This is a genomic window from Micromonospora sp. LOL_025 (assembly GCF_048060285.1).
Lineage (GTDB): Bacteria > Actinomycetota > Actinomycetes > Mycobacteriales > Micromonosporaceae > Micromonospora.
This window is the reverse complement of record NZ_JBHMIR010000047.1, coordinates 23,887-36,445: the sequence shown is the minus strand read 5'-3', so window position 1 is coordinate 36,445 and position 12,559 is coordinate 23,887. Positions and strand designations below refer to the sequence as shown.

Below are 12,559 nucleotides of genomic sequence, written 5' to 3'. Positions count from 1 at the left end.
CCAACTGGGGTCGGCGGGAAACTGACCGGGGCTGGCGGCACCACCCGGCCAGCCCCACCACCACAGACCCCACCCCCACCGCCGCCCCCGGCTGACGACAACGACACCGCCGACCACGGCCCCACACCCGAAGGCCCAAGGCAGGTGGGCCCGACGAACGAAGGCCGCACGGACAGCCCCGCGCCATGGAGCAAGCCGGCCACCGGCACCCCCGGCGGCACGCCAACCGGCCGACGCACCCCGATCCGGGCCAAGGAGAGACCGACGGAACGCCGCAGCCTGGAACTGGAGAACGAGGCCGCCGACCTGATCGCCGACAGGGGCTACCGGGTGCACCAGAACCCGACGAAGCAGGAGATCGTCGATGCGCAGCGGAACACCGGCGATGTCGTCGATCCGGGAAGGTCACCGGATTACCTGGTCGAAGGGCAAGTCTTCGATTGCCACGCTCCCGGTCCCACCACCTCGGTCCGTGCCATCGGAAGCGCGGTCACGAGGAAGATCACGGACGCCCAGACGCAGCGGGTGGTGCTGAATCTCCAGGACTGGCGGGGGGGGGACCTCGCCGCCCTGCAGAAACAGTTCGACGACTGGCCGGTACCGGCGTTGAAGGAACTGGTGGCGGTCACACGGAACGGCACGATCATCGAGATCGTCCGGCGGGACTGAGGAAGGCCGAACATGTCCATCACCTATCGACTGACGCTCGCCGGCGACATCCCGTTGGAGTTGGTGGCCGAACTCGCCGCTCCGGACGCCGCCGAGACACCGACGCCGGCCGGCAACCGCCTGCTCAGCGCCAATCTCAACGATGAGTGCGGCTTCGCCGTCAGCATCACGTCGGGCAGCCACGGGTACTACGAGGCGGAGGCGGACGGGGCTGTGTGGGCGTGGGAGCCGGAGAACCACGTCGACATCGGCTTCCACATGCGCAAGGACACGCTGAGCGACCTCGGCAGGCCGCGCATGTTGCAGACCGTGGGCCGGGTGCTGGCCGGCCGGCCCGAGGACGCGGCGCTGGTGCTCAACGACAACTGGCTGATGCTGACCCGGGTGAACGGCACGATCCGCCGGCACAACGAGGCCGACTGGTACGACGAGGCGTACGACAGCTTCCTGCCCCGCTGACCCGCTGACCCGCCGACCGTCGGGTCGGCTCCGGCCATTCCGGGTCCCCCTGGCGCGAGCGCGGCCGCCCTACCATCGGATCGTGGCGAACTTCGATGTCCCGGCAGCGGTCGCGACGGTCTGGCAGCGGCAGGCTGCCTGGTCACGGGCGTCTGGCGAGGCCAAGCGGGCGATCACCCGTGCACGGCTGACCATCGCCGCGCTCACCGTGGGGGCCGCCGTGTGCGGCACCCTCGCCAACCAGCTCGGGCACGCCCACCCCGGCGCGGGGCGGGCGCTCGCGATCGTCGCGGCGGCGGCGCTGCTCGTGGTGCCGCTGGCGGCACGGTGGTCCTCCCGGGACGCGGTGCACGCGTGGACCCGGCTCCGCTCGGTCTCCGAGGCGCTGAAGGCGGACACCTACCGCTACCTCGCCGGGGTCGCCCCGTTCGGCGGCGCGGACCGGGACGCCGTCCTGCTCGGCCGGTTCGACGCGCTCATGGACGACGCCGGCGACCTGGTCGGCCGCACCCTGGACGCGCCGCCGGCCGCCCGTCCGCTGCCGGCGGTCTCCGACGTGGCCACGTACGTGACCGAACGGATGCAGCGGCAGGTCGACGCCTACTACCTGCCGGCGGCCCGCCGGATGGCCCGCGCCGCGCGGCGGGTCCGGTACGCGGCGACGGGGCTCACGATCGCCGCCGCCCTGGTCTCCGCGGCGGTCGGGGTGCTCGGCGACAACCTCGGGCTCACCGCCTGGATCGGTGTCGCGGCGGCCGTGACCACGGCGCTGGTGGGCTACGGCTCCGCCCAGCAGTACGAGCACCACCAGATCGAGTACGCCCGCACCGCCGACCAGCTGACCCGGCTGCGCACGGTCCGCGAGGCCGGGTTGGGCTGGGCCGACGACGACGCGTTCGTCGCCGAGGCGGAGCGCATCATCTCGCTGTCCAACGAGGGCTGGATGGCCAGGATGATCGAGCAGGATGGCGCTGCGCAGCCGTGACATCACAGGTTGTGCCATATAGCATCGTCGATAGTCGTCGTTGACCGTCGTTGTGGGCGGCCGTCCGTCCACTCCCGACTTCAAATGGGGGAACCGACGTGGAGCGCACCGTACGCCAGCCCGATCCGACCCCACCGCCACTGGACGACCTCCGCCGTACCCCGCTCGGCCGGATCTCCCTCGACCGGGCCCGGTCCGTCGCGCACGTGGCCGGCCGGAGGGAGGACCGTCCGGCGCGTGTCGATGTCGCGGCCTTCAGCTCTGCGATCTGAGCCGGCCGGGCCGGACGGGCAGCCGACCGGGCACGTCGCCCCGCTGACGCAGTACGTGCTGAAGCTGGTCAGCCGCTGCGACCTCGCCTGCGACCACTGCTACGTCTACGAACACCCCGACCAGTCCTGGCGGCGCCAGCCCCGGGTGATGGACCCCGCCACGGTGACGGCCGTCGCCGAGCGGATCGCGGAGCACGCGGCGGCGCACCGGCTCGACGCCGTACGCGTGGTCCTGCACGGCGGCGAGCCCCTGCTCGCCGGCGCCGCCCGGCTCGACTCCACCGCCGGCACCCTGCGGCGCGTCATCGGCCCGGTGGCCCGGCTCGACCTGCGGATGCAGTCCAACGGTGTGCTGCTCACCCCGGCGACCTGCGACGTGCTGGTCGCCCACGACGTCAGGGTGGGGATCTCGCTCGACGGCGACCGGGCCGCCAACGACCGGCACCGCCGCCACGCCAACGGGTCGAGCAGCCACCGCCAGGTGCTGCGGGCGCTGTCGCTGCTGCGCAGCCCCGCGTACCGCAGCAGCTACGCGGGCATCCTCTGCACCGTCGACCTCGCCAACGACCCGGTCCGGGTGTACGAGGCGCTGCTCGCCGAGGAGCCGCCGCACGTCGACTTCCTGCTGCCGCACGCCAATTGGGACAACCCGCCCGCCCGGCCCGACGGCCTCGCCACCCCGTACGCCGACTGGCTGCTGGCCGTCCACCGGCGCTGGCTGGCCGACGGGCGTCCGGTGCCGATCCGTCTGCTGGAGTCCCTGCTCTCCACCGCGTCCGGGCACGGCAGCCGCAGCGAGGCGGTCGGGCTCGGCCCGGCCGACCTGGTCGTCGTCGAGACCGACGGCACCTTCGAGCAGGTCGACTCGCTGAAGTCCGCCTTCGACGGCGCGGCGGCCACCGGCCTGGACGTCTTCCGCCACCGGGTGGACGACGCCGCGGCCCATCCGGCGATCGCCGTACGGCAGACCGGTCTTGCCGGTCTCTGCGCGACCTGCCGCGCGTGCCCCGTGGTCGGGCACTGCGGCGGCGGGCTCTACGCCCACCGGTACCGCGCCGGAGCCGGCTTCGACAACCCGTCCGTCTACTGCCCGGACCTGCTGAAACTCGTCCGGGTGGTGACAACGGCCCCGGTCGCCGACGAACCCGCCCGGCCCGCCGACCAGCTCAGCCCGCGCGTGCTCGACGACCTCGCCACCGGCGCGGGCACGACGGGCTCGGCCGCGCAGCTCGCCGCCGTCCACCTGGCGCTGGCGCGCGCCCTGCTGGTAGCGCTCAGCGAGCGGGCCGCGCGCGACCCGGTGGCGGCCGAGGGGTGGCGGCTGCTGGTCCACCTGGACGACGCGCACCCCGACGCCGTCCGCGCCGTGCTGACCCACCCCTTCGTACGCCGGTGGGCCGGGCGCTGCCGGGACGGGGCGGCCGAGCTGTCCTACCTGGCCTGCGTGGCCGCGGCGGCCGCCGTCCGCGCCCGGGTCCGGGCCGACCTGCCCGTCCCGGTGCGCGACGGGGTGGTCAGTCTGCCGACGCTCGGCGCGCTGGCCGCCGGTTGCGAGCGGGGCGTCGTCCGGCTCGTCACCGACGACGGCGACGTGCGGCTCGCCGGCCGGCGGGTCACCGCCGACGCGGGCCGCGACGACGGCTCGATCGGCGAGGACGGGCCGGACGGTTGGCTGCCGGTGCGTTCCGTCCGGATCGACGGGCACCGGCTGCTGGTGGAGGACACCGATCCGCACCGGGACTGCTACGACCTGCCGGTGCAACCGCGGCTGTCCGGCGCCGCCGCGACGCGGTGGACGCGGCAGGTGGAGCGGGCGGTACGCCGGATCGACGCCGAGACCGTCGGCTACGCGGCGGGGGTGCGCACCCTGCTGCGGGCCGTCGTGCCGCTGCGCGCGGAACCGACCGGCCGGTTCCGCAGCGCCGCCGCCGGTGCCGCCTTCGGCGCGGTGGCCGTCACGGGCGTACCCGACGACGCCACCCTCGCCGTGCTGCTGGTGCACGAGGTGCAGCACCTCAAGCTCAGCGCGGTGCTGGACGTCTGCGACCTGTTCGACCGCGACGACGCCCGGACGCTGCGGGTGCCGTGGCGGGACGACCCGCGCCCGGTGGAGGGCGTGCTGCACGGCGTCTACGCCCACCTGGCGGTCGCCGACGTGTGGCGCCACCGCCCCGGGCCGGCCGCCGGGGGCCACTTCCACCGCTACCGGGACTGGACGGCCGGGGCCCTCGACGCCCTGCTCGGCCTCGGCGCGCTGACCGCCACCGGCGAGCGGTTCGTCGGGGGGATGCGCGCCACCGTGGACGGGTGGGCGTGACCCCCGGCCCGCTCGGGCGGGACACGCTGACGGCGGACCTGCGCGCGCTGGGACTGCGGCCGGGGGCCATCGTGCTGGTGCACTGCGCCCTGTCCCGCGTCGGTCGGGTGGCGGGCGGCCCCGCCGCGCTGCTGGCCGCCCTGTCCGACGTGCTGGGCGGGTCGGGCACGGTGGTCGTACCGGCGCAGACAGCCGGCAACTCCACCACCTCGCGGGCGTTCCGGGCGGCGACCGCCGGCATGGGCGCCGCCGGGGTTGCGGCGGCGGAGGCGGCCATCGTGCCGTTCGACCGGGAGCGCAGTCCCGCCGAGGGCATGGGGATCTTCGCCGAGCACGTACGCCGGCAGCCGGGGGCGTCCCGGAGCCGCCACCCGCAGACCTCCTTCGCCGCCCTCGGCCCCGAGGCGGCCCGGCTGACCGCCGTCCACGACCTCGACTGCCACCTCGGCGAACGCTCGCCCCTCGGCGCGCTCTACGCCGCCGACGCCGTGGTGCTGCTGCTCGGCGTCGACTGGTCGGCCTGCACGGCGTTCCACCTGGCCGAGTACCGGCTGCGCCGGCCGCCGGCCGACCGGGCGTACCGGTGCTACGTGCGCGACGCCGCCGGGCGGCGGGTCCGGCGCGACTTCCGGGCCCTCGATCTCCGCGACACCGACTTCCCGCTGATCGGCCGGGCCCTGACGGACACCGGCGCGGTGCGGCGCGGGCCGGTCGGCGGCGCCGACTGTCGGCTCACGGACATCCGGGTGGCCGTCGACTTCGCCCGGGGGTGGATGGATGAGCACCGGCGGTGACGAGCGGGGCAGCGGAGGGTTGGCCACGGTCGATACTGTGGACGGTCGGGAGTCGCCGCACCGGTCGGGAGCCTCAGTTGACAGAGGGCACGTTCTGGGAGGACGAGAGCGCCCCCGTGTTCTTTCTCAGCTACGCCCACAAGAAGAACCAGGTCGCGGCTCCCCGGGACACCAACCAGAAGGTCTTCCAGCTCTTCGTCGACCTCTCCGACCACGTCGTCGAGCTGCTCGGCCTCGGCCCGGGACGAACGGCCGGATTCATGGACCGGATGCTCGACGGCGGGCAGGTGTGGACCGACGACCTCGCCTTCGCCGCCGGGCACTGCCAGGTCTTCATCCCGTTGATCTCCACTCACTACCTCAACAGCGACTGGTGTGCCCGGGAGTGGGACGCGTTCACCCGCCGGCCGATACTGACCCGGCCGGGCGCCGAGCCGTCGGCGGGGGAGACGCCGGTCATCCCGGTCAACTGGTCACTGGTCGAGCGTCGCCGGCTGCCGGCGGCCGTGTCGCGGAGGCAGATGTTCACCCCCACGCGGCTGCCCCCGGAGATCGCTCCGCAATACCACGAAGAGGGCATCTACGGTCTGCTGAGCCTCGGCGACACCGGCAAGGCCGCCTACGACGCGGTGGTCTGGCGGCTGGCGCAGCGGGTCGCCCGGGCCTATCGGACGCACTGGGTGCAGGCGCAGGTCCCGACCGACGTGCGGCAGTTGCGCACCACGTTCGAGGAGGGCGGACATGACGTGGTCTGACCCCGTTCCGCCCCGGGGCGCATCTCGCCGGGAGACCTACTTCTTCCTCAGCTACGCCCACTCGGTGCCGCTGTCGGCCGGTGTCCGGCCGGACACCGACTACTGGGTCAACCGGTTCTTCAACGACCTGGCCACCGCCGTCCGGCACGCTGCCACGAGAAGCGGCGACCTCGACGCCGGCTTCTTCGACGGCCAGGTCAACCCGGGGGCCGACCTCAGGCAGACGCTCACCGACGCGCTCAGCCTCGCGCACGTCTTCGTGCCGCTGCACTCACCGAACTACTTCCGCAACGCGTGGGCCCTGGGCGAACGCGAGTCGTTCCGCAGCCGGCTCACCCGGCTCACCCCGGCGCAGGCGGAGCGGCACCTGGTGCCGGTGCTGTGGCTGCCGCTGCCGTCCTGGGGCGAGCGGCCGGAGACCACCCGGGCCCTCGACCTGGTTCCGCACGCCGGCGACCGGGCCGACTACGCCGAGAACGGCCTGCGCGCCCTCTGCAAGCTCAGCGCCTACCACGACCTGTACCGGCGGGTCCTCGACGCACTGGCGAAGCAGATCGTCACGGTGACCGAGACGCAGCCGCTGGCCCGGTCCCGGGCGGCGACGCTGTCCAGCCACCCGGTGCCCGACAGCGTCGGCCCGGCGCTGGTGGTCACCACCCTCACCGACCACGCACGGTGGCGGCCCTACGCCGGGCAGCACGAGCTGGCCGTGGCCGACTACGTCGCCGCGACCGCCGAGCGGCTCGGTCTGCCCACCCGGGTGGTCGACCTGGCGGCGGCCCGGGCCCTGGCGCCGCAGAGCCCCACCGTCGTGCTGGTGGACGCCGCGACCGGTGCCGCCGGCATCCGTTCGGCGCTGGACGACCTGCCCCGCTGGGTCGTCCCGCTGGTCATCGCCGCCGACCACGAGCGTGGCGCGACGGCACCCGAGTCGGTCTCCGAGGCGTTGCAGGCCGCCGGGTTCCCCCGGGTCATGCCGGTACGGGCGATCGACGAATTCGAGCGCTGCACGCCGCTGCTGGTGACCGAGGCCCGCAAGCAGTTCCTGCGGTACGGCCCGGTCGACCCGCCGGACGGGCCGGTCACCCCGAGGCCGAGCCTGCGCCCGGCCCGGCCGTTCGACGGACCGCCGGGGTCCGGCGCGAGCCTGCCGCCGGTGCGGCCGTTCGACACGACGCGAGGGAAGGACGAGCGATGACGCCATCGCGCGAAGGGCAGGTCATCACCTTCTACTCCTACAAGGGCGGCACGGGCCGCACGATGGCGCTGGCCAACACCGCCTGGATCCTCGCCGCGAACGGCCAGCGGGTGCTCGTCGCCGACTGGGACCTGGAGTCTCCCGGCCTGCACCGGTTCTACGCCCCGTTCCTCGACGCGGAGCAGGTCGCCACCACCGGCGGCGTCATGGACCTGATCCTGGACTACGAGTGGGAGAACGCCCGCCGGCGCGAGGAGACCGGCGCCGACCCCCGGCCCGGCGACTGGCACCGGGAGTACGCGCGGGTCCACCGGTACGCGTTCTCGGTGAGCTGGGAGTTCCCCGGCGGCGGCAGCCTCGACCTGCTCCTGGCCGGCCGGCACAATCCCGACTACGCGACCAGCGTGACCGGCCTGAACTGGGACAACTTCTACAACCGGCTCGGCGGCGCGCAGTTCTTCGACGCGCTGCGCGAGGACATGAAGCGGCACTACGACTACGCCCTCATCGACAGCCGCACCGGGATCAGCGACGTCGCCGAGATCTGCACCATCCACCTGCCCGACGTCCTGGTCGACTGCTTCACCCTCAGCGACCAGGGCATCGACGGCGCCGCGGCCGTGGCCGCCCGGGTCCGCGACTACGAGGGGCGTCGGGCGCGGCGGGTGCTGCCCGTGCCGATGCGGGTCGACGACGGGGAGAAGGGCAAGCGGGACGCCGGGCGGTCGCTGGCCATGCAGAAGTTCGCCGGCCTGCCGGGTGGTATGACCGACAGCGAGCGGCAGGCGTACTGGCTCACCGTCGAGGTGCCCTACCGCGCGTACTACGCCTACGAGGAGACGCTGGCGACCTTCGGCGACGAGCCGGGCGGGCGCACGACCCTGTTGTCCGCGTACGAGACGTTGACCAGCCACATCACCAACGGCAGGATCACCGGCCTGCCCCGGATGGACGACCAGCTGCGTCGCCAGACGGTGCAGCGCTTCGAACGCAAGCCGACGGTCGTGGACGAGCTGATCCTCCTGCGGCACGTGCCCGAGGACCAGGTCTGGGCGGAGTGGGCGCAGGCCGTGTTGAACTCCGCGGACCTGCGGGTGGTCACCGCTTCCCTGGACGGGCCGGCACCCGAGCAGACGGGCACGGCCTTCCGCGAGGTCCGGCTGGTCTCCCGCGCCTACCTGGCGGCCTGGCGTGCCCGCTCCGACACCGGGGGCGACCGGGCCGCGCCGAACTGGCTGGCCGTGCACGTCGACGACACCCCGCCCGTCCCGGACGTCCCGGTGGGCAGCTGGACGGCCGTGCACGACCTCACCGCCGAGGACGCGGCGACCCACCTGCTGAAGCTGGTGGGACGCACGGTGGGCCCGGCCGGCCTGCGCCCCGCCCGCTTCCCCGGGGTGCGCGCGACGGTCTTCAACGCGCCGGCCCGCAACGCCCGCTTCACCGGGCGCGAGGACCTGCTGCGCCGGCTCCGTGAGGAGCTGAGGGCGTCGGGCGGCAGCGGCACCCCGGTCGCCCTGCGGGGCGGCCCCGGTCTCGGCAAGACGCAGCTCGCCATCGAGTACGCCCACCGGTTCCGGGGCGCGTACGACATCATCTGGTGGGTCGCCGCCGACCCGCCGCAGTTCGTCGACGTGATCATGACGGAGCTCAGCGACGAGCTGGGCCTGCCGAGCCAGACGACGATCCCGGAGACCAACCGTGCCCTGCGGCAGCGGCTGGGTCAGACCGAGCGCCGCCCCGACGGCAGCCCGCCGCCGCACTGGCTGCTCATCTTCGACAACGCCGACCAGTACGAGGACGTCCGGCCGTACCTGCCGCAGGGCAACGGACACGTGCTGGTCACCACCCGCAACCCGGACTGGGGTGACCTGGCGCGGGCGGTGGACGTCGACGAGTTCGAGCGGGCGGAGAGCGTGGCGCACCTGCGCGCCCGCCTCGGCGAGCACCTGATGAGCGTCGCCGAGGCCGAGCGGGTCGCCGACGCCGTGGAGAACGTGCCAATCTTCGTCGCGACGGTCGGGGCGTGGCTGGCCGACACCCGCACGCCGGTCGAGGAGTACCTGGCCGGGCTGCGCCGCACCGGCCTGGAGACGGAGGTCTGGGACCTCCCGTTGCAGCGGCTGAGGGAGGGTTCCCCGGGGGCGTACCGTCTCCTCCAGCTCGCGTCGGTGCTGGCCCCGGAGATCTCCCTCGACCTGCTCTACAGCGACCGGGTGGCGCGGGTCATCGCCCCGCACGACCCGGTGGTCGCCGCGCGGGTCGCCGACCGGGTGTCCGAACGTGACATCGCGGCGACGCTGGTGCAGCGGATGAACAAGCTCGCGCTCATCAAGCTGGACCCGCACGCCCACCGGGTGCAGGTGCACCGGCTGTTGCAGACCGCGCTGCGCGCCCGGATGACCGACGACGAACTGGTCACGGCCAAGCACGAGGTGCACCAGATCCTCGCCGGGTCGCGACCGCCGGGCGAGGTGGAGGACCCGGCGAACCGGCAGCGGTTCCGGATGCTCTGGCCGCACCTCGACGGCTCCGACGCGATCTCCTGCCGGGACGACGACGTCCGGCAACTGGTCATCGACCGGGTCCGCTACATCTACGTCAGCGGCGGGTACGAGCAGGGCGAACGGTACGCGCGGGAGACCGAGGCCGTCTGGTCTGGGCTGTTGGCGGAGCTGCCGCCCGACGGGCCGGAGCACCGCAAGCTGCGCGTCCAACTGCTGCACCTGCGGTTCAACTGGGCGAACGTGCTGCGCAGCCTCGGGCGGTTCGACGAGGCCCTCCGGCTGGACGAGGACACCCTGCACCAGCAGGAGGAGCTGATCGGCGACAGCCACCCCCACACGCTGATGACCGCCGGCGGTTACGGGGCCGACCTGCGCACCCTGGGCCGATACCGGGAGGCTCTGGAGCGCAGCCTGCGGACGTACGCCGCATCGGTCGAGGTGTTCGGCGAGGATCACCGGCGGACCCTGACCGCGGCGAACAACCTGGCCGTGTCCTACCGGCTGATGGGCATGTTCGACCAGGCGCTCGAAGGTGACCAGGCCACCAACCGGCGGCTGCGGGTCGTCCTCGGGCCGGAGCACCCGAACACCCTGGTGTCGGCCAACAACCTCGCCCGCGACCTGCGGGAGACCGGCGACTACGAGGGTTCCGTGGCGCTGCTACGGGACGTGGTGACCGGCTACCGCAACCTCTTCGGCGAGCAGTCCCGTGACCTGCTCACCGCGCAGGCCAACCTGGCCGTGTCGTTGCGCAGCACCGGGGAGATCGCCGAGGCGGCCCAGCTGCTCGACGAGACCTACCAGCGGCTGCTGGCCACCCTCGGGCCGGCCAGCCCGGACACCCTGTTCAGCCGGCTCAGCCGGACGGCCAACCTGATGTTGCAGGGGCAGAACGCCCAGGCCCTCGCGGAGCTGGTCGAGGTGGAGCAGCAGTTCGTCCGGGTGTTCGGCGCCGACCACCCGTACTCGCTGGTCTGTCGGGTCAACCTGGGCGTGGCCCAGTGGGACGCCGGCGACACGGGCACCAGCCTGTCGCTCACCGAGGCGGCTGCGGCGGCGATGCTCGCCGCGCTCGGCGACCGGCACCCGTTCACCATGGCGGCGGCCAACAACCTCGCGGTCTTCACCATCCTCACCGGGGAGCCGGAGCGGGGACGCGACCGGCTGCTGGCGGTGGTGGAGCAGCTCGCGGAGGTCCTCGGGCCCGAGCATCCCGACACGTTGCGGGCCCGGGGCAACCTGGAGACCGTCAACCAGGCGTTGTCCGGGGGCCGGGTGAGCATCGGGCGGATGCGGATTGCCGACCGGCTCGCCAACCGGGTCGGGCAGCACCACCCCAGTGTCGTGGTGCTCCGCGACGGGCGGTACGTGCGGCGGGTGCTCGACCCGCACCCCTACTGACCGGGCCGCGCGCCGATCAGCAGGTCGGCGCTCAGCGCGGGGTCGGGGTCGACGAGCCAGCGCAGGATGCGCGGCAGCTCCTCGACCGCGTCGAAGTGCGCCGCCCCGGGCCGGACCTCCATCTCGGCGCCGGGTATCTGCGCGGCCAGCCAGCGGCCGTGGCTGACCGGGGCGAAGTTGTCGTCGGCGCCGTGCCACAGCCGGACCGGCGTCGCCGCGGTGTCGATCGCCCGCAGGTCGAAGGCCCAGGGGCGGCGGAACGCCAGCACGTCGTCTATCCACCCGTACGGCCCGGAGCGGAGCGCCTCCGCGTAGGTGTCGGTGATGAGCCGGCGCAGCGCCGGGTCGTTGACCGCCCGGCGGTCCGCCGCGCTCATCTCCGTCTTCAGGTCCGCGAGGAGCAGCCGTGGGTCCGCGGCGGCCCGTTCGGCGCGCTGGCGGATCTCCTCCACCACGGCGGCGGTGTCCGGGCTGCCGGCGCCGAACCCGCGCACGTTGCCGGTGTTCATGCCGCCGACCCAGTCCAACTCGATGGCGTTCCACGGGGCGAGGCTGACCAGCACCGCCACCCGGGTCACCCGGCCGCGCAGCCGAGCGTCGGCCGCGCAGGCGAGGGCGTGCGGGCCGCCGCCGGAGCGCCCGACGACCGCGAACTCCTCCACGCCCAGGTGGTCGGCGATCGCCTCGACGTCGCGGGCGGCGTCGGCGACGTCGCGGTTCTCCCGACGGTCGGAGTCGCCGTAGCCGGGCCGGTCGTAGGCGATCAGCCGGACGCCCATGCGGTAGAGGACGATGCCACGGGGCTTCGGGCCACGCCGGCTGCCGGGCGTGCCGTGGAGCAGGAAGACGGGGAAGCCGTCGGGCGCGCCGGTCACCTCGTACGCCACGCGTCTGCTGTCCTCGCGTTCGGCGAAGTCGGCCCCTGGCTCGCCGTCTCGGGTCACTCCGTCCTGCCCTTCGGTGCCGCAACCAGCCAATACTCGCAACCCGGCATCGAGTAGAGACGATGTCGGACGGCTCCACTCAACAATCGAGCCTAATGGTCGGGCCCGCCGCGCCGCTATGCTGAGCGGGAACATGGGGCCGGATCTGTCTGAAACGACACCTACGGCCCACCTGGGCTGGAACTTCCGGCTGGCCCGCCGACCGGGACGCCCGTCGGGTGATCCGGTCCGCCCGGGGCGGCCCCGCACCGGTCCACC

Annotated in this window: 9 protein-coding genes; 8 read left to right on the top strand and 1 reads right to left on the bottom strand. The window is 73.8% G+C overall.

Annotated elements, in window-relative coordinates; genetic code table 11:
- The first annotated feature begins 243 nt into the window (after positions 1–243).
- From ACFHW0_RS30145 to fxsT, 8 genes are all read left to right on the top strand, one after another.
- Positions 244–669 carry a hypothetical protein gene (locus ACFHW0_RS30145; protein ID WP_416613025.1) on the top strand — a complete coding sequence of 142 codons (426 nt, stop codon included), beginning with the start codon at positions 244–246 and terminating at the stop codon, positions 667–669.
- Between the two features lie 12 nt (positions 670–681).
- On the top strand, positions 682–1,128 hold the full coding sequence (locus tag ACFHW0_RS30140; RefSeq protein WP_416613022.1) for a SitI3 family protein: 447 nt from the start codon (positions 682–684) through the stop codon (positions 1,126–1,128).
- A gap of 82 nt (positions 1,129–1,210) precedes the next feature.
- The gene (locus ACFHW0_RS30135) at positions 1,211–2,113 is read left to right on the top strand and encodes a DUF4231 domain-containing protein (RefSeq protein ID WP_416613021.1); all 903 of its coding nucleotides are present in this window, start codon (positions 1,211–1,213) and stop codon (positions 2,111–2,113) included.
- A gap of 243 nt (positions 2,114–2,356) precedes the next feature.
- Complete coding sequence (locus ACFHW0_RS30130; protein ID WP_416613024.1) at positions 2,357–4,702, top strand: FxsB family cyclophane-forming radical SAM/SPASM peptide maturase; 2,346 nt, start codon at positions 2,357–2,359, stop codon at positions 4,700–4,702.
- Positions 4,699–5,496: an aminoglycoside N(3)-acetyltransferase gene (locus ACFHW0_RS30125; RefSeq protein WP_416613023.1), complete on the top strand. Its 798-nt coding sequence runs from the start codon at positions 4,699–4,701 to the stop codon at positions 5,494–5,496. The genes ACFHW0_RS30130 and ACFHW0_RS30125 overlap by 4 nt, the downstream gene beginning before the upstream one ends.
- Before the next feature lie 77 nt (positions 5,497–5,573).
- The gene (locus ACFHW0_RS30120) at positions 5,574–6,251 is read left to right on the top strand and encodes a TIR-like protein FxsC (RefSeq protein ID WP_393171995.1); all 678 of its coding nucleotides are present in this window, start codon (positions 5,574–5,576) and stop codon (positions 6,249–6,251) included.
- Positions 6,238–7,449, top strand: coding sequence for a TIR-like protein FxsC (locus ACFHW0_RS30115; RefSeq protein WP_416613020.1), 1,212 nt, complete (start codon positions 6,238–6,240; stop codon positions 7,447–7,449). The genes ACFHW0_RS30120 and ACFHW0_RS30115 overlap by 14 nt, the downstream gene beginning before the upstream one ends.
- The gene (fxsT, locus tag ACFHW0_RS30110) at positions 7,446–11,357 is read left to right on the top strand and encodes an FxSxx-COOH system tetratricopeptide repeat protein (RefSeq protein WP_416613019.1); all 3,912 of its coding nucleotides are present in this window, start codon (positions 7,446–7,448) and stop codon (positions 11,355–11,357) included. The genes ACFHW0_RS30115 and fxsT overlap by 4 nt, the downstream gene beginning before the upstream one ends.
- Here fxsT and ACFHW0_RS30105 read toward each other — a convergent pair.
- Positions 11,351–12,301, bottom strand: a complete 951-nt coding sequence (locus tag ACFHW0_RS30105; RefSeq protein ID WP_121397644.1) for an alpha/beta fold hydrolase — start codon at positions 12,299–12,301, stop codon at positions 11,351–11,353. The genes fxsT and ACFHW0_RS30105 overlap by 7 nt on opposite strands.
- Positions 12,302–12,559: the final 258 nt, after the last annotated feature.